The organism is Paenibacillus sp. cl141a, from assembly GCF_900109305.1.
GTDB lineage: Bacteria > Bacillota > Bacilli > Paenibacillales > Paenibacillaceae > Paenibacillus_AQ > Paenibacillus_AQ lautus_A.
The window spans coordinates 310863-327317 of record NZ_FNZO01000002.1 but is presented as its reverse complement, the minus strand read 5'-3'; the positions used below and the strand labels follow the sequence as shown (position 1 = coordinate 327317).

General features: G+C 54.9%; 17 protein-coding genes and 1 riboswitch. Of the genes, 4 read left to right on the top strand and 13 right to left on the bottom strand.

All coding sequences use genetic code 11. The annotated features are described in order from the left end of the window. Positions 1 to 36: 36 nt before the first annotated feature. The 7 genes from BMX45_RS06660 to cobD form a co-directional block, all read right to left on the bottom strand. Entirely contained in the window at positions 37 to 822 is a 786-nt protein-coding gene (locus BMX45_RS06660; RefSeq protein WP_090909030.1) for an ABC transporter ATP-binding protein, read from the bottom strand. Further along, positions 819 to 1865 (bottom strand): FecCD family ABC transporter permease, encoded by a 1047-nt coding sequence (locus tag BMX45_RS06655; RefSeq protein ID WP_090909029.1) that lies wholly within the window; start codon positions 1863 to 1865, stop codon positions 819 to 821. Before BMX45_RS06655 ends, BMX45_RS06660 begins: the two co-directional genes overlap by 4 nt. Next, positions 1862 to 2866, bottom strand: coding sequence for an ABC transporter substrate-binding protein (locus BMX45_RS06650; protein ID WP_009589273.1), 1005 nt, complete (start codon positions 2864 to 2866; stop codon positions 1862 to 1864). The genes BMX45_RS06655 and BMX45_RS06650 overlap by 4 nt, the downstream gene beginning before the upstream one ends. 255 nt (positions 2867 to 3121) lie before the next feature. Beyond that, positions 3122 to 3325: riboswitch (cobalamin riboswitch) on the bottom strand. A gap of 152 nt (positions 3326 to 3477) precedes the next feature. Continuing rightward, positions 3478 to 4308, bottom strand: coding sequence for a histidine phosphatase family protein (locus BMX45_RS06645; protein WP_090909028.1), 831 nt, complete (start codon positions 4306 to 4308; stop codon positions 3478 to 3480). After that, complete coding sequence (gene cbiB / locus BMX45_RS06640; protein ID WP_090909027.1) at positions 4299 to 5276, bottom strand: adenosylcobinamide-phosphate synthase CbiB; 978 nt, start codon at positions 5274 to 5276, stop codon at positions 4299 to 4301. Before cbiB ends, BMX45_RS06645 begins: the two co-directional genes overlap by 10 nt. Next, entirely contained in the window at positions 5273 to 6007 is a 735-nt protein-coding gene (locus BMX45_RS06635) for an adenosylcobinamide amidohydrolase (protein ID WP_090909026.1), read from the bottom strand. Before BMX45_RS06635 ends, cbiB begins: the two co-directional genes overlap by 4 nt. An 82-nt stretch (positions 6008 to 6089) precedes the next feature. After that, complete coding sequence (gene cobD, locus BMX45_RS06630; protein ID WP_090909025.1) at positions 6090 to 7214, bottom strand: threonine-phosphate decarboxylase CobD; 1125 nt, start codon at positions 7212 to 7214, stop codon at positions 6090 to 6092. A 175-nt stretch (positions 7215 to 7389) separates the two neighbouring features. Between cobD and BMX45_RS06625 the strand changes: the two genes are divergently transcribed. Further along, complete coding sequence (locus BMX45_RS06625; protein WP_015737189.1) at positions 7390 to 8391, top strand: lipoate--protein ligase; 1002 nt, start codon at positions 7390 to 7392, stop codon at positions 8389 to 8391. A gap of 89 nt (positions 8392 to 8480) precedes the next feature. Here BMX45_RS06625 and BMX45_RS06620 read toward each other — a convergent pair whose 3' ends face one another. Beyond that, positions 8481 to 9191: a metal-dependent hydrolase gene (locus tag BMX45_RS06620; protein WP_015737190.1), complete on the bottom strand. Its 711-nt coding sequence runs from the start codon at positions 9189 to 9191 to the stop codon at positions 8481 to 8483. 287 nt (positions 9192 to 9478) lie between these two features. Between BMX45_RS06620 and BMX45_RS06615 the strand changes: the two genes are divergently transcribed. Together BMX45_RS06615 and BMX45_RS06610 are read left to right on the top strand one after the other, a co-directional pair. Further along, the gene (locus BMX45_RS06615) at positions 9479 to 10381 is read left to right on the top strand and encodes a DMT family transporter (RefSeq protein WP_090909531.1); all 903 of its coding nucleotides are present in this window, start codon (positions 9479 to 9481) and stop codon (positions 10379 to 10381) included. A gap of 39 nt (positions 10382 to 10420) precedes the next feature. Beyond that, positions 10421 to 11227 carry a Cof-type HAD-IIB family hydrolase gene (locus tag BMX45_RS06610; RefSeq protein WP_090909024.1) on the top strand — a complete coding sequence of 269 codons (807 nt, stop codon included), beginning with the start codon at positions 10421 to 10423 and terminating at the stop codon, positions 11225 to 11227. A 130-nt stretch (positions 11228 to 11357) separates the two neighbouring features. Here BMX45_RS06610 and BMX45_RS06605 read toward each other — a convergent pair whose 3' ends face one another. Next, positions 11358 to 12119 (bottom strand): TioE family transcriptional regulator, encoded by a 762-nt coding sequence (locus BMX45_RS06605; protein ID WP_090909023.1) that lies wholly within the window; start codon positions 12117 to 12119, stop codon positions 11358 to 11360. A gap of 222 nt (positions 12120 to 12341) precedes the next feature. Between BMX45_RS06605 and BMX45_RS06600 the strand changes: the two genes are divergently transcribed. After that, positions 12342 to 12752, top strand: coding sequence for a GNAT family N-acetyltransferase (locus BMX45_RS06600; protein ID WP_090909022.1), 411 nt, complete (start codon positions 12342 to 12344; stop codon positions 12750 to 12752). A gap of 95 nt (positions 12753 to 12847) precedes the next feature. On the opposite strand, the gene BMX45_RS06595 is transcribed toward BMX45_RS06600, so the two are convergent. The 4 genes from BMX45_RS06595 to BMX45_RS06580 form a co-directional block, all read right to left on the bottom strand. Continuing rightward, positions 12848 to 13645: an MBL fold metallo-hydrolase gene (locus BMX45_RS06595; RefSeq protein WP_175495053.1), complete on the bottom strand. Its 798-nt coding sequence runs from the start codon at positions 13643 to 13645 to the stop codon at positions 12848 to 12850. A 151-nt stretch (positions 13646 to 13796) separates the two neighbouring features. Then, the gene (locus BMX45_RS06590) at positions 13797 to 14033 is read right to left on the bottom strand and encodes a hypothetical protein (RefSeq protein WP_009589256.1); all 237 of its coding nucleotides are present in this window, start codon (positions 14031 to 14033) and stop codon (positions 13797 to 13799) included. Then, a complete protein-coding gene (locus BMX45_RS06585; RefSeq protein WP_015737196.1) occupies positions 14030 to 15058 on the bottom strand; it encodes a TIR domain-containing protein in 1029 nt (342 codons plus the stop codon). Before BMX45_RS06585 ends, BMX45_RS06590 begins: the two co-directional genes overlap by 4 nt. Positions 15059 to 15170: 112 nt before the next feature. After that, positions 15171 to 16448, bottom strand: a complete 1278-nt coding sequence (locus BMX45_RS06580; protein WP_090909020.1) for a serpin family protein — start codon at positions 16446 to 16448, stop codon at positions 15171 to 15173. Positions 16449 to 16455 lie beyond the last annotated feature (7 nt).

The window sequence follows — 16455 nt, the reverse complement described above, 5'->3', positions numbered from 1 at the left end:
ATCTTACAACGCGGCTGAACCTGCGGCAACACCGCATTAGGACCAGGTGCTGTTCGCCGTTAACAGCACCTGCGGAGCCCCATTCTCGGGATGGGTCACGATGGAGGGCTCCACCCGGAAAATCCGGCGAATATACGCTGCCGTCAGCACGTCCTCCGGCTTGCCCACCCCTGCGATCCGTCCCTGATCCAGAACCAGGAGCTTATCGCAGAATTGAGCAGCCAGATTGAGGTCATGCAGTACGCTGATCACCGTAATGCCGGACGAGTTCCGCCATTCCGCCACCATATCCATGAACTGAAGCTGATAGCGGATATCCAGATAGGTCGTCGGTTCGTCCAGCATCAGCAGCGAAGGCTCCTGGACCATCACCTTGCCCAAAGCGACACGCTGGCGCTGTCCTCCGCTTAACTCGGTAAGCCGGCGCTCCTCCAGGCCGTTCAGATCCAGCTTTCGAATAACGGCCTCGATAAGCGGGGCCGCATCCTTATCCTCACGGCCAAGCCAGTTCAAGAACGGGAATCGCCCCATCTCCAGCACTTCCCGGACGGTAAAATCGGTAGGGTCGAGTCCCTCCTGCTGCAGCACCGCCACGATTCGGGCCAGTGCCTTCCGGTTATAGCGTCCAAGCTCCTTGCCCAGAAGCGTCACGCTTCCTTCCGTAGGACTCTCCACGCCGGATAACAGCTGCATGAGGGTGGACTTGCCGCTGCCGTTCGGTCCGATGATCCCCCACCATTCCCCTTCGGCAATGTGAAGGTCCACCCCGGATAGAATCGACGCCTTGCCATAGGCTTTGCCAAGCCCTTGGGCCGTAATCATGATAACCCCTCCCTGCGCCGTTTTTTGTTCCGGTACAGCAGATAAGCAAAGAACGGGGCGCCTATGAATGCCGTGACCACCCCGAGCGGGATTTCCGTCGGCGCCAAGACGGAGCGGGCTGCCGTATCGCACCAAACCATGAAAATCGCGCCGCCCAGCGCCGACAGGGGAACAATCACGCGGTAATCGGAGCCGGTGATCAGCCGAATCATATGCGGCACTACAAGCCCGACGAACCCGATCACGCCGGAAACCGATACGGCTGCGGCGGCAAGCAGGGTAGCAACGATCAGCACGCTGGTCTTCAGCCGATCGACATTCAATCCCATATGAGCGGCCTGCCGTTCCCCGAGCGACAAAATGTTAAGCGCCCGAGACCTGCTCCATAGATATACGAAACCCGCTGCAAAATACGGGAAAAGGATGGCCGTATACGACCATCCGCGCATGCTCAGGCTTCCCATCGTCCAGTACAGGATTTGGTTCACCGTATCTTTGGACATCACCGTCAGAAACGAAACGACGGCGCCCAGAAAGGACTGCATCACCACCCCGGACAGGATGAGCCCATGGATCGGCAGTTTTCCTTGATCCCTTGCCAGCAGCAAAACGGCCCATAGGGTGCCCGCTCCGGTCAGAAACGCTACAATCGGCAGCGTGTAACCTCCGGCAAAGGAATATTCCATTCCGAAAAAAATCAGGGATGCCGCGCCAAGCGCAGCACCCGAGGACACACCGAGCGTAAACGGATCCGCCAGCGGATTGCGAAGCACGCCTTGAAAGGCGGCTCCGGCCACCGCCAGGGAGGCTCCAACAAGCATCCCGAGCAGGATCCGCGGCAATCTCACCTTCATCAGGATTTGCTCGGAGGAAGCTTCCCAGCCTGGAACGATGGAATCGCCGATTCCCGGCAGCCGGTGCAGGAGCATCGCTCCAATCTCTCTCACAGGCAGGTGAACGGAGCCGATTCCGAGACTGACAACCAAGGTTAGCAGTAATAGGATCAGGCCGGCCGCACCGAATCCTGCAAGTTTTTTACTCATGGATTCATCAATTCCGGATAAACGGCCTTCGCCACTTCAATCAGTCCTTGCGTCACGCGCGGGCCCGGACGGCTGAGCAGATTGGCATCCACGGAAATGACCTGATCGTTCTTGATCGCTTCGATCTGATCCCAGCCGCCCCGCTCCTTGATCAGCTGGTCCAATGTTTTCTTGGTGGCTTCGTCCACCACATCGTCTGTGTACAGAATAACGTCCGGGTTCGCGGCGATGATGTTCTCCTCGCTGATTTCGAACCAGCCTTCCGCATCGCCGGCTGCATTGACGCCGCCAGCTGCGGTAATGATCTCATCCATGAACTCGCCTTTGCCGACGGTCCATCCCGGAGAGAACTCCACGTACACTTTCTTCTTGTCTTCATCCTTCACGGATTTCACGGCTTCCGTAACGGTAGCCAATTCCTGCTTCATCTGATCGACGACCGCTTTCGCCTCGGCTTGACGGTCCGTAATTTGACCGATCAGCTCGATGTTCTCCATCACCGCATCGATGGTTTTCGGATCGTTGACGAACAGGGTAACGCCAAGCTCGCGCAATTTCTCGGCATTCTGGGCATTCATCGAAGCCGCGAATACCACATCGGCGTCGGCTGCGATAATAGCCTCTTCGTTCACCTGGAACCCGCCCAGTTTAGGCTTAGATTTGGCCGCTTCGGGGTAATCGTCGTTATCGGATACGCCAACGATCTCCTCATCCAGTCCCAATGCAAACAGTTTTTCCGTCTCGGACGGAGTCAGGGACGCAATCTTGGTCGGCGCTTTCTCAAACGTCATTTCCACGCCCGTAGAATCCTTGACGGTCAGCGGATACGTGGTCTTAAGCTCTTCCGCCGAATCCGCCGGCGCTTCGTTATTCTGCTCTTGCTGCTGTGCCGGCGGCGTCGCATCCTTCGGTGCTGCTTCTTCGCCGCCGCAGCCGATCAAGGCCAGGGCCATCAGTATGGCTACCAGAAGTACGGACCATGTTTTGTTTAATGCTTTCATCTCTTGGAATCCCCCTAAACATAATTGAGAACCTGGCGCAGGCGTGTCTAAATTCCTTCGACCGATCCTTAACTGGTAAGAAACGTTCAATCTTCATACCCTAAGAAGCAAAAATCCCCGACTCCTCGATGACAAGGACTCAGGGATTACGTTTGTATCATAAGGACGCCGGGATAACCGTTCAACGATGGCGCCTTAAACTTCCGTCCGCATGGCTCCATGCGTCCGGTAAACGTAATCCTCTCCTCGAAGGACCGTCTTTCATTCGCTGAGGGCAGGTCTCCTGACTTGCAGGTTGTAACGACTTCTCCGCCTTCCCAAGCGCTAAAGGCTCAGTGGCATATGGAAAAGTCCCTGCTTCACAGTGGCGGGACCGTGCCGGACTTGCACCGGCTTCCCTATTAACCCGGCAGATAACAATAACGCCCTCTGTCCGGGACCCTCGCAAATCATATGAATTTATGGATGATAGGCCAAGCATGGTTTCTCTGCACAAGATTATAGGCGATAAACCATCCCCTTACAACTGAAAGTTTCGGGCGTTTCGATTGCGTCATGACACCGATTTAGCCCGTTATCGCCTATTCCGACCGAAATCATACGTTTTCGTTTTATTCGCTTAACCGTACGCCCCGCCACCGTGCTCCGTCCCATGTCAGCTGCAGCTTGAGCACCTCGCCCGGCAAAACCGACGTCGCCCAGAATTCCGTATCCGGCACGGTAGCCGCGGCCATCTCGCGAATAACGCCGCCGTGGGTGACCACAAGCACGTCAACTCCTTCAGCGAGCGTTCCACGGCCAACATCACCACGCCTGGCCTCTGCCTCTGCCTGTGCCTGTGCCTCTGCCTGTGCCTGTGCCTGTGCCTCTGCCTCTGCCTGTGCCTGTGCCTGTGCCTGTGCCTGTGCCTGTGCCTGTGCCTGTGCCTGTGCCTGTGCAAGGATATCCGGAGCTTCTTCCACATGCAACAATTCCTTCACATCCAAATGCAATCCCGACAAAAAGGCCTGGACGCGGGAACCGAAAGCTTCCCAGCTCTCCCCGCTGGGCGGCGTAACTTCCGCAGGGTTATCGATCCAGCGCCGGTAGAGGGAATCCGTCTTCAAATCCTCGTAGGTCTTTCCTTCCCAATCCCCGAAATCCAGTTCGCGCAGCCGCGGGTCATATCGTACGCCCGGTATAAACCGGCCCAATATGTCATCATCAGGAACAGCACCCCTTTTTGAATTCGATAAAATCACATTGAGCGTCTGCCGGCAGCGGAGGAGATCGCTGCAATAGATCCGGACAAAATGCCTGCAACGAAGTTCCTCCCGCAGCGGGAGGAGCCGTTCCCTTCCCTCAGCCAGGATTCCCTGATCCTCATGGCCGAGATAACGGCGCTCCTCGTTCCACAACGTGCGGCCGTGGCGGACCAGATGCAGGATGATCCTCATATCCATAGGCTTCCTCCTGCCGCGGCAGCAAGTCCGAGCACCGCGGTACCCAGCATCGTAAACAAAACCGATACGCCCACAAGCAGACGGTTTGTCACCCGGATATCCTCCGCTTCGAGCGGTCGGTCGGGGTCCCCCATGTAAGCCCGGAACGAGATCACGCCTTGGTACGAATTTTCGCCTCCCAGGCGAATCCCCAGGGCACCGGCAACGGCCGATTCCGGGAAGCCGCTGTTCGGACTGGGATGCTTACGCGCATCTCGTTTAACCATCTTGATCGCTTGTTTCCACTGCAGCGAGAACATCGCCGCCGCGATGGTCAACAGCCCGGCGGTCAGGCGTGCCGGTATCCAATTGGCGAGATCGTCCAGCCGGGCGGAGGCCCAGCCTACATGCAGGTACTTCTCGTTTTTATAACCGACCATGGAATCCAGCGTATTCACGGCGCGGTAGGCCATCGCAAGCGGCGCCCCACCGATCAGGGCAAAAAACAGCGGAGCGATGACCGCGTCCACGATATTTTCCGCAACCGTCTCCACCGTCCCCCGCACAATTTCCGGCTCATCCAGATGAGCGGTGTCCCTCCCGACCACCATGCTGAGCGCTTGCCTGGCCTCGGCGATATTCCCGGAACGAAGATGGCCGTAGACCTCCAAGCCTGCCTCGCGCAGCCCCTTGATCGCAATCGTAGTCGCAATGAGAACGATCTCCGTCCCCCAGGCAAGCCAAGGATGAATCGCCGCGCACAGCTCCAGCAGCAGCCATGACAGCACGAAGGAGCCGCCGGCCACGATCACCGGCAGCAATATCCCCGCCCGCTTCAGTCCCTGGGCGGAAGTCGTCCGCTGGCGAATCCAACCTTCGACCCTTCGGATCGCCTTCCCCATGCCGATGACGGGATGCGGCAGCCATCTCGGATCTCCGATCAGCAGGTCCAGCGCAACCGCCGCCCATATGACCCATACGACGGTCATATCCGATCCTCTCTTTCGGCGGCGATGCTCTCCGTGACGCTGTCGTAGACAAGACGTCCGATCATGCCGCCCAGATCGGTCGCGGTTCCGGCATAATGATGGTTCACGCCATAGGCTGTATTGCCGCTGACCGCAAGGACCATCGCATCCGTCGTCGTCCCCGTGGCGGCGGCTCCGGTTTCATGATCCTTCACCCCCAGGTCATGCAGCGCCGCGGCTTTCGCTTCCGCTGCCGTCAGCATGGCGTTCACCATGCAAGCCGGCGTCAGCCTTCCGTCCACCACCAGCACGACATTAATCGTGCCCGGCTGGTAAGCCGCGAAGGTCGTGCGTCTCGACCCGGCGCGGGCAGCATTGCCCACGCCCGCGGTAGTACAGCATAGAACGGAAGCTTGCTCGCCCCGAGCCTCCCGAATGGAGGCATATTTCAGTTTTACCGCCGTCATCAATCCTGCCGTGGAATCGGCCGGATAGCCGTGCCCAGCCATAAAGTCAACCATATCGTTTATCGGATCGCTGCAATCGTAATGCTTGTCGACATAACGGTTCACGATATGGTCCAAGTGCAGAAAACCGCCGCCGTATATGGCGCTGCTTATGGATTCAGCCGGACTCGGAAGCGAGATCCGAATATGCGGATGCTGCTGCTCCGAATCTAAGGACACGATGGCTCCCGGCCATGCATCCGAACAATATGGACGATTGCTGCCTTTCAGAAAAGGTACTGCCATGTTTTTTTCTCTCCCTGCTCCTTAAATATCTGAACCAACTGTACCTGTAGCGTTCTTCATATGGATCTGCTGCTAGAAATCCCTAAGTCGCGTCAGCAGAAGGATTTCCAAGGACCTCCGCGGTTATCGCCAACAGTCTGTCGTTAGAACCGGCATCCTTAACGGCTAACCGGATGTGGCGCTCACCGAGACCCGGGTACATGGCGCAGCTGCGGACGAGCACGCCCCGCCTGCCCATTTCCTGCTGGAACGTCCCTGCATTCCAAGGCTGTGGAAGCTCCATCAGCAGAAAATTGGCCTCCCCCGGCGTAACGTCAAGCCCCAGCGCTCGTAAACCATGTATTAGCTTCTCGCGTTCCAAGCGAATCAATTGCAGCGTATCCAGTTCATATTCCCTGCCGCTGCCAAGACAAGCCTCTCCCGCAAGCAGCGCCAGTCCATTGACGCTCCACGTCACCTGCTTGCCTGCCATGGCGCGTATCACTTCGGGGTCGGCAACCGTATACCCGAGCCGCAGGCCCGGTATCGCATAAAACTTGGTCATCGACCGGACAATGATCGTCCGCGGATAGTCCTGCAGTTCCGGCATCAACGTCTGTCTGTCCTCCGGCGGAATGAAATCGATAAAGGCCTCATCCAGCACCAGCCAGGTCCCTTCTTGCTCAGCGCATGCCGCCAGCTCGCGAATATCCTCCAGGCTGTACTGAACCCCGTTCGGATTGTTCGGCTGTCCCACAAATACGAGATCCGTGCAGGCGATCAGTTCCATCATATCTGCCTTGTCCGCACGCCAGTCCCGCTCCGGCTGACCGCACACGGAGCGAATGTCCGAACCAAATTTCAAGGACAACTCCCGGTATTCGGAAAAACAGGGATCGACCACGCCGACCGTTCGAGGCTGCAGGCCCAGCAGCAACAGTGCCATGCACTCTGCAGCTCCATTTCCGACAAGAATGCGCCGGTCATCGGTGTTCAATTCCTCTGCGAGCAGCCTCTTGAATTCGCGGTGCCCCGGATCCGGATAACGAATCACCGCGCTCATCCCTTCTTGTAACGCTGCCATGACCCCTTGGGGCGGTCCCAACGGGTTAATATTGGCGCTGTAATCCAGAAAAGCCGAGGCTGCCCTTCCATATGCAGCCGCCGCCGTCTCCACGTCCCCGCCGTGTCCGTACACCTCGATCAAAGGTTGGTTATTATCGCTCATAAGGGCTCCTCCTGTTCCATGCCCATGGCTCTTGCAAGCCCCGCCGTTATGTAATGCCATCATTATGTCGCTACCGTCCCTGACTCGTCAACATGGAATGCTTTGTCTCTGCCTTCAAATTGGTTTACAATAGTCTGGAAGCACCACATTTTGAATTGTGACGACGGAGGATGCTATGCTATTTATCGATAATCAGGGGATTCACGACCCATCCATCAACCTAGCGATTGAAGAATATGCGCTTAAGCACTTGTCCATGGACGAGAGCTACCTTCTCTTTTATATCAACAAGCCTTCCATCATCATCGGAAAGCATCAGAATACGATCGAAGAGATCAACCAGGAATACGTTCGCGACAACAACATCCAGGTTGTGCGCCGGCTGTCCGGCGGCGGAGCCGTGTACCACGATCTCGGCAACCTGAATTTCAGCTTCATTACGAAGGACGACGGCCAGTCGTTCCACAACTTCCTGAAGTTCACGCAGCCGGTCATCGATTTCCTGCAAAAGATGGGCGTGCCAGCCGAGCTCAGCGGCCGGAATGACCTGCAGGTCGGCGAGAAGAAAATTTCGGGGAACGCTCAGTTCTCGACGCGGGGACGCATGTTCAGCCACGGCACGCTCATGTTCGATCTGAATCTGGATGACGTGCAGGCCTCGCTGAATGCCAATCCGGAAAAATTCAAATCCAAGAGCACCAAGTCCGTGCGCAGCCGCGTAGCGAACATCAAGGAGCTGCTTGGCACCGACATGACCATTGAACAGTTCCGCGCGGAGCTGCTTCGCTCGATCTTCGGGATGGAACCGGATCAAGTACCGCAATACGTGCTTCAGGAGAAGGATTGGGAGATCATCAACCAGATTTCGAAGGAACGCTACCAGAATTGGGATTGGAACTACGGGCTGTCCCCTGAGAGCAACGTGAAGCATGCGAGGAAGTTCCCGGTGGGCATCATCGATATCCGCATGGACATCCGTGAAGGGCATATCGGAGAGATTAAAATTTACGGCGATTTCTTCGGCGTCGGCGATGTCGCGGATATCGAGAATCTGCTTCGCGGCAAACGGTACGAAGAAACGGCGGTGCGCACCGCGCTATCCGGCATCGACGTCAAGCATTACTTCGGCAACCTCGAGCTCGACGATCTGATCGGCCTCATCTTTCTTGAGGAATAGATCCGGCTGAAATCTAAATAAGCCTCTCGCCCCGTATGCATTGCATAAGGGCGGGAGGCTTTTTCATTGTAAAACTGCATATCCCGGATTTAAGAAGCCATAAACACGTACCAAACAAGGGCCAGCGTCAGCACAATGCAGGCATTCTCTACGGTGCGTCCCCATTTGCTTCCGGTGCTCATGATCTTCAGCTTGATTCTCCATTTGAACGGAGGAAGCGGACGGATTCCGCGGTTGGTCAGCGCATCTGCGAGCAAATGAATCGAGTAGGATAAACCGCCGGCAAACCATAAGCTTTCCCCGCCGATCTTGCCCTGTGACGCAAAATACAGCAGGCCCGTCCATCCGGCTGCGGCATAGACGGTATGGGTTAACCCCCGATGGGTCACCAAGGAGCCTGCAATCAGCACGCTGCCTGCGATCGTATTCCATGGGCTGAAGCCCTGCCCGAAGGAAATCAGTCCCAAGCCGATCAGGAACATGACGACATGGCGCAGCGTCCGGCTCGGCAGGTACGAAACAACCCCGATCAGCCCGGCCAGGGCGATATTCCAAGGCGCATACTCCTTGCCGTAGAATACGACGAATATGGCAGCGCCAATCATCGCCAGCTGTAGAATTCGCAGCAGCCCGGAAGGAATCGCCTTGCGCACCAGCAGGGAGTTGGGCTCGTCGATGTCGGGAAGCAGCGAGCTGACCAAAGCCACTGCCGCGGCAGGCAACGTGACAGGCACTCCGCTCATGCCCATGACGGATAACGTGACCCCTGTGCTGATAATCAAATGAGCTCTGCCCATCATGATGACATTCTTCCTTTCTAAGCTCAATGCTGACTATGGAATCGATGGATCGCTTGCTGATCTCCACGTCCGATAGCCCAGGGTCATGAGAATATACGTTCGGTTCATTAGTATAGCAAAATCATCCTCTTTTTGTCTACCCCTTCCACTTTTGCAGGCTTAAAAATGGTTGTCCGATCCGCTCATATGGGATACAATTTGATCACTTGCCCATGGCTTACGCCCGGGGACGAAAGTACGGGAAGCTGCAATTTGAGTTTCGCATCATCGGAAAGGATGACTACCTAGTGAATCGCTCACGTATCGCCGACATCAGCCTGCTTCTGGTTGCCATGATGTGGGGATCCACGTTCCTCATCGTTCAGTATGCGGTGCGCGTCCTCCCGCCTATGGCCTTTAATTCGGCCCGCTTTCTGGGAGCGGCCCTGCTCCTCGCATTGATTATCACCCTCTTTTACCGGAATCAGTGGAAGCTAATATCCGGCAGGATGCTGCTGCATGCTTGCCTGCTCGGTCTTTTTTTGTTTATCGGCTATGCCTTTCAAACGGCGGGCCTTCTGTACACGACCACGTCCAATGCAGGTTTCATTACCGGCTTGTCCGTCGTGCTGGTGCCTTTCATATCGTACGCGCTGTTAAAGCACTCCATCTCCAGATTCACTTGGATCAGCGCCTTGCTTGCTGCAGCGGGCCTGTACCTGCTCACCTTCGCCGGATCCGGCATGAGCCTGAACAAGGGCGATGTGCTCGTATTCGTTTGCGCCATCGGTTTTGCGCTCCATATCGGTTATACGGGCGTTTATGCCGGCCGATATCCCTCCCTGCTGCTGGCAGCGCTCCAGATGGCCGTCGTTGGGGTATTCAGCCTGATAGCTTCCGCTTTAACCGAACATGTGGGCCATGCAGCGGATCTGATGGAGAAGCTGACCGAGCCAAACGTGCTGTGGGCGCTCGCTGTATCCATCGGCCCTACCAGCGCATTCGCCTTCTGGATCCAAACCGTCTGCCAAAAATACACGATGCCGTCCAGGGTAGCCATCATCTATGCAACGGAGCCCGTATTCGCGGCACTGACGGGAATTCTGTTTGCCGGAGAACGGCTTACGCTTTTCGGCGGCATCGGTTGCCTGTGCATTTTGGCGGGAATGGTGATTGCGGAATTGAAGTCTGCGCCACAGAAGGTACAATAGAGTTATAGACAGAGACAGAATCAAAAAGGAGAGATACCCATGACAACTTACAAATTGATGGCCATCGACATTGACGACACCCTGATCAATGACGATAAGGAAGTAACCCCAGGCGTCCAGCGGGCGCTTGAGCAAGCGGTCGCCCACGGCGTCGTCGTGACGCTGGCAACCGGACGTGCCTATGCGTCAGCCCAGGCGATTGCCCGTCAAACCGGACTCAACGTTCCCATCATCACCTACCAAGGTGCCTTGATCAAAAACCTGCTCGACGAAAAGGTTCTCTATGAACGCTTCGTTCCCGTCGACGCTGCCGTAAAGCTGTTTGAATACTGCGTGGAGCACAATCTGCATCTGCAAACCTACATCGATGACAAGCTGTATGCCCGCGAAGAGAATCAGAAGCTGATCGATTACTGCGCCCTGAACCGGACGCCTTATTATATCGAGCCTGATTTTATGACGATGGTTCGGAAACCGACACCGAAAATGCTCATTATTGACGATCCCGACTATCTCGATGAACTGATCCCTATATTCCGCGAGCTGCTCGGCGATGAAGTGCATATTACCAAATCCAAGCCGCATTTTCTGGAGTTCATGCATAAGGAAGGCACGAAGGGACATGCGCTGACCTTCCTGGCCGATCATTTTGGCTGCGACCTCAAGGAAACCATCGCTGTCGGCGACTCCTGGAACGACCACGAAATGCTGGAGGCAGCCGGACTTGGCGTCGCTATGGGCAATTCGATTGAGCCGCTTAAGGCGATTGCCGATTACGTTACGTTGGGGAATAACGAAGACGGCGTGAAGCATGTCATTGATAAATTCGTGCTCAACCAAGGTTAATACGAACAATAACTAGCTGCGCAAACAAGCCTCCATGATATTCATGGGGGCTTGTTCCTGTCCATAAACCGGGCCAATGCGGTGCCCAAACCGTTTCCTTGGGAAACGCAAGGCCGCCGCGACCTGTCGATCATTCCCGATCCGGGTTAAATGTTAGAATCGGCTTCAGAAGAGCCGCATCGTCGAACTCCAGCAAGCCTACCTCCATGCACAGCTCCATCAGCTTATGAATGCCGTTGAATTGCTGCAGATTTCGTTGATGAATGACCGACAACGCTTCGCGGACCAATTTTTTGGCCTGCTCAATGCTCTGATGCTCCACGGCCTGAATAATCTCCTTGATGCTCTCCAGGTAATATACGGTCCGCCTCAGCGAGCGAATCAGCAAAATCTGCCGGACATGTGAAGGACTGTACAGCCGATATCCATTCTCGGGGTTGCGATCGGGAGTGATCAAGCCTTCCTTCTCCCAGTGACGAATGGCGGACGACTCCACGTTGGTCAATTCGGCAACTTCGCCGATCGTCATATGCGCCTTCAGCTTTTTATCCCTGATGCTGTCAAGCCCGGGATTCTCAAGCAGGGCAAGCGTTTCGTCCGCAATGGTCTTTTCATGCTGCAGTTTGACCTGCTCCCCGTTCACGAGCCAAAGGGCTTCATCCATCTCCCTCTTCTGGATATGGCGAATCACATCATAGGTTACGGCATAACCGAACCCGGGGAACATGGCCCGCAGACACCGGAAGTAGGCGAGATGCATCTTCGTGTATAGACGGTACCCCTTCTCGTTCCGCTCAGGTGAGGGCACCACTCCCCAAGATTCGTAATGCCTTAAAGCACTCGTGCTGATATGCAGCTCTTTGGCGATGTCTTTCGGCTTGTAGTAATGCATGCCGTCCCCTCCCCGACCACGATTGAGAACCTACTTTACCAGAATCGCGGGCCATTGGCAAACCTTAAATTAAAACATTAAAGTGCTTTGATAAGGTTTGTGCAGCATCAACAAGAGTGCTGGCGAATTCGCCGCCCGGCAGCTTCCCACTTGCATCAATGTAGTATATTGGTTGGTGTAGAGGCAAGTTGAATTTATTCTTAACAGCGGGAGGGGCTGATCATGATGAATATGCACATAACCGAGGAAGTTCCACAGCTTAAGGAATATATCGATCTCCGATTCGATGCAGGGCTGCCTGAGGTCGAGGAATCGATCGCAGAGACGGCTCTCAACCGCAGCCTGCTCTCCGTCCTTGCCCGGGACGGCAATGACCGGCTGATCGGTATGGGAAGGGTGATCGGCGACGGCGCTTTGTATTTTCAACTGGTAGATGTTATGGCCGCGGCATCCTATCGGGATCAAGAGCTTGAAGATACGATCGTGTCCGAACTGCTCGCCCGCCTGAAAAAAATAGCGTCAAGCGGAGCCGAGGTCACCTTCATCACGGACGTTCCCGGAATCAAGCTGTATCAACAGGCCGGCTTCAAGCTGCTGTACCCTGAACGATACGGCATGGCCGGATCTGTCTGAGTGAAATCCCTTCAGCGACTTAAAGCGGCCATCCTGCCGTATGTTCACGCTATAGGTCTCTGCTTGGGAGCCGCCGAGCCGCACACATGGCCGGACTACTCCATATTTTCACTATTCAATTTCACGGTCATCCCTGCCACCGCCACACGGACTCCCTCCGGCAGAGGCAGCTCTTTCCGAACGTCGACGTCATGCGACATATGGGTATACACCGTTTGGCGAGGTTTCACCTCGGCGAGCAACTCTGCCGCTTCCTTCATGTCATAGACGGAGCGGGTCTCGAATTGGGCGGTTTCATGAACAAAGCTGGTTCCCAGCACCAGGAGATCCACGCCTTTCAGCGGCTCCTTTTCCTTCGGGCTGAGATCAATCGAATCCGAATTGTATACCCATATGTACCCGTCCTTCTGGAACCGGTAGGCGTAGGAGTACCCGTTTTTGCCATGGTTTACTTTCCAGCACGAAATCTCCCAGCCAGCCAATGTAAATCCATCATCGACTGGCGTCATCTCCATCTGCCGCGGAAGCCACGGATACTGGCGGACAATCTGGTCCAGCACCTCGGCTGGGGCGTATAGCCGGCCTTTTTCCCTCTGCCATCTGCAGGCATCGCTCCATTCCGGAAGGCCTCCGATATGATCAAAGTGGGCGTGCGTAATCAGCATATCGCTCATTTTCCGAATTCCGAACCCCTCCATCATGCCGCGCCAATCCGGACCGCAGTCGATCATAAAGGACGTTTCGCCGCACTGCACCATCACCGAGGAGCGCAATCGCCGGTTCACGCCCGTATTCCTCGCTTCCGTGCATACCTCGCAATCGCAATATACCCGCGGGACGCCCATCGCATCCCCGGTTCCCAGAAAAGTTAATGTATCTCCGCTCACACGCATCCCCCATTTTTATGTATTGATTCCTTCACAGTTAAGCAAACCTTGTCCCTTTATTGTATTAGCGCACGAAGAAAAAAACAAAGACCGCCGGGCTCATCCCGGACGGTCTTTCGTCATTCCTGCCATACGATACGTTTATGATAGCAATTCATTAAGCAAACGAGGGCTTATTATCGTCAACAGCTCCGCTGATGACCTTGACGTACTTCTTATCCACACCTTCCACGGAAGGACCGACATATACACTGCTCTTGCTTGAGCGTCTGACCGAGCGCTTCCGGGATTTCAGCGTACTCATCATCGGTACGGGCCCCCGAACCACCCAGCTGCTGCCATTGGCGGACCCCTGCGGATGACCTGACGTTCTCTTCTTCTCATTCCTGCTCACGACGAATCCCCTCCAACTAAATGCCTGATGGTACGAAGCAGCTCACGATTCTGTTCCACAACCTCCGCGAGATCTTCATCCGTAAGAATCTCATGTCCCGTAAAATGCACGGACAATACATGATTTACACCTAAAGGATAGCAGAACACATACACCTGCGCAACTTCCTCTTCGTGATAAAATGCCCATTTTCCACTATTATAGACATCGATCACGTAAATCGACTGGTTGCTTGGCGAATGATCCTTTTTCCCATCGAACGGGAAATACCGTCCTTTACCTACATTACCCCCAATTTGGGCAATGCCCTCATCCCTTCGTCCCCAAAAGGCTGCGCCGGTCACCCGGAAATCCCCTGCAGCCGGCGGGAGCAAGGAGTTTCGGACGGCTTCACTCAGTGCATGATATTTTTCCGCTTCATCGCTCACATGCACGTTTCGGTTATATTCCCAGAAAAAATGCAGCACGCTTTGTTTGCGTCTCAGCTCCGCATCCTTCTGTTCAATCAATGTGCTCGGGTTGTTATAGAATCCTTCAGTTTCGATCGCGCTCAGAATATGCCCGCAGGCGACATCGACGGCAGATTTGTAATCATCGTCGCTTCGAAGCTCGTATTCGAGCAGCGTAATGCCCTGCAGGTCGGAGAGTAGGTGATAATCCTTAACGATCACGTCTTGAACGGAACTGCTGTCTGCCTCTACCTGATCCGGAATGATGCAGTATACCCTTCGCCGTCCGAGCCTTCCCCAGTACAGCCCCATCTCAAACAACGTGTTGTCGCGGGTAACAAATACATGTTTGCCTCGAATGAGCGCCACATCATCCGGAGAAAAGACGAACACACCAAAATCACTGGACGCCAGCTGCTTCTCCAAAGCTTCCATCGTATACATATTCGCCCCGAACGTACCCCCGTACCAAGGCGTCACTTGGGCGGAGCGTTTGATCTGTTCGTGGATCGCCCTTGCATACTTAATGGCCTCTCTGGAAGAACCTATGAATAAATTCGGCTTCGGTATGGTCATAGGCACATCCTATTCTCCCTTTGTTATACATTTTAGTCTTATTCGACCATTATAACAAAGTTGCCTATTTTTGGGTGAAAATTATGGCAGGCGCATGTTGGTATAGTATATGCTACGGTTTCAAAACAGACCCCATAAATAACCATGCACCCGTGTCCCGATCTTCAATGGCAAAGAAAAAAGGGCGGTTGATCTTCATGGCGATCGGCTCGGTAGGCTCGGCGCTTTCCGTTATTCCCACCGCTGTAACAGCTGCGGCCTTTGTCCCTTTTTCGCTGACATCGACAATCGTCTGGTGTGTGACATGATCGATCCAAAATCCATCTCCTTGTTCGGCCATTTTGCTAAAATCAGCCTCGGCCGCGTCGAATGCCTTGACCATGCCAAGGCTCTTAAGGGCATCCGGAAGCTCGAAGCTCTGCTCCGCCTTAAACTTGGGCAGACTGAGCTGAACCGTTTCGAACGAGTAATCGCCTTTCCAGACAGAGGCATCCTTCCACAGCTGCCGATGCAGCTTATCGATCGTGGAGGATTCCTTCGGCAGGATGACCAGCATGTGCATGCGGCCATCTCCATATGGAATTCGGATGGCCTGCCAGGACTCTCCTTCTTTATAGCTGTATCTATCTTCCCTCTTCATCATAGGGACTTGTTGAATGGTGCCGTCAGATCGCGTAAATTCTTCATCCACGGTATTTGCCGGATCAAATTCATCCGTCCACCCGCCGTTGAAATATATGGCATTGATCAGGACCGCAACGCCGCCTGGCGGCTCATGATATATCTTAGGGATCATGCCACTGGTTTTGTCTTTCACCCATTGGTTAATTGCATGCATCGCGTCCTCCTGCTGAAGGTCCGTCTCCCTGACCTCCGCGCCGTAACTGTCCTTTACGGCTTCCGCATAAGCCTCCTTCAGCTTAAGGCCTGGCCGGTGCCAAACGGAATTGGCCACGTTCAGCACAACGCCGCCTCCATTCTCCAGCAAGGAGCGCAGCTGGCGGTTGCCTTCATTGATGCCTGCATCATTCATGCCCCTCCAGCCCAGCATATCGGCCATCTCGGCAGCCGTATCGCCCGCAGTCCCGTTATAAGCCAGTGCCAAGGCCTGCGTGATGCTGTATGGAGAAATAATCAGGTTATCGCTCGTGTACTCAGGGTTATCCGATAACGTCTGGTGCAACCGTAAACCAAAATCATTCTGCGCTTTCACCATGCCGGCATCGACCTTGCCTAATACCTCTTTGCGTTCCTGCGCCGACAATTCCTTCACTTGGGTCTGCTTATGCGCAATGCCCTGCGATTCCACTGGCTGGATCCCGCTGTCCTGAGCACAGGCGGTAAGCCCAACAAGCAAACATAGGCCTGTGAGTATCTTTTTTTTCCGCATTACCTTG

What these genes read in the sequence shown, in the direction of transcription:
- BMX45_RS06605 (WP_090909023.1), bottom strand. Translation starts at nt 12,119, where the DNA reads ATGCATTACTACAAGCCGAAAGACATCGCCAAAGAGCTGCATATCAGC.
- BMX45_RS06650 (WP_009589273.1), bottom strand. Translation starts at nt 2,866, where the DNA reads ATGAAAGCATTAAACAAAACATGGTCCGTACTTCTGGTAGCCATACTG.
- BMX45_RS06595 (WP_175495053.1), bottom strand. Translation starts at nt 13,645, where the DNA reads ATGCGTGTGAGCGGAGATACATTAACTTTTCTGGGAACCGGGGATGCG.
- BMX45_RS06580 (WP_090909020.1), bottom strand. Translation starts at nt 16,448, where the DNA reads ATGCGGAAAAAAAAGATACTCACAGGCCTATGTTTGCTTGTTGGGCTT.
- BMX45_RS06610 (WP_090909024.1), top strand. Translation starts at nt 10,421, where the DNA reads ATGACAACTTACAAATTGATGGCCATCGACATTGACGACACCCTGATC.
- BMX45_RS06635 (WP_090909026.1), bottom strand. Translation starts at nt 6,007, where the DNA reads ATGGCAGTACCTTTTCTGAAAGGCAGCAATCGTCCATATTGTTCGGAT.
- BMX45_RS06585 (WP_015737196.1), bottom strand. Translation starts at nt 15,058, where the DNA reads ATGACCATACCGAAGCCGAATTTATTCATAGGTTCTTCCAGAGAGGCC.
- BMX45_RS06620 (WP_015737190.1), bottom strand. Translation starts at nt 9,191, where the DNA reads ATGATGGGCAGAGCTCATTTGATTATCAGCACAGGGGTCACGTTATCC.
- BMX45_RS06655 (WP_090909029.1), bottom strand. Translation starts at nt 1,865, where the DNA reads ATGAGTAAAAAACTTGCAGGATTCGGTGCGGCCGGCCTGATCCTATTA.
- cbiB (WP_090909027.1), bottom strand. Translation starts at nt 5,276, where the DNA reads ATGACCGTCGTATGGGTCATATGGGCGGCGGTTGCGCTGGACCTGCTG.
- BMX45_RS06660 (WP_090909030.1), bottom strand. Translation starts at nt 822, where the DNA reads ATGATTACGGCCCAAGGGCTTGGCAAAGCCTATGGCAAGGCGTCGATT.
- BMX45_RS06625 (WP_015737189.1), top strand. Translation starts at nt 7,390, where the DNA reads ATGCTATTTATCGATAATCAGGGGATTCACGACCCATCCATCAACCTA.
- BMX45_RS06645 (WP_090909028.1), bottom strand. Translation starts at nt 4,308, where the DNA reads ATGGATATGAGGATCATCCTGCATCTGGTCCGCCACGGCCGCACGTTG.
- cobD (WP_090909025.1), bottom strand. Translation starts at nt 7,214, where the DNA reads ATGAGCGATAATAACCAACCTTTGATCGAGGTGTACGGACACGGCGGG.
- BMX45_RS06600 (WP_090909022.1), top strand. Translation starts at nt 12,342, where the DNA reads ATGATGAATATGCACATAACCGAGGAAGTTCCACAGCTTAAGGAATAT.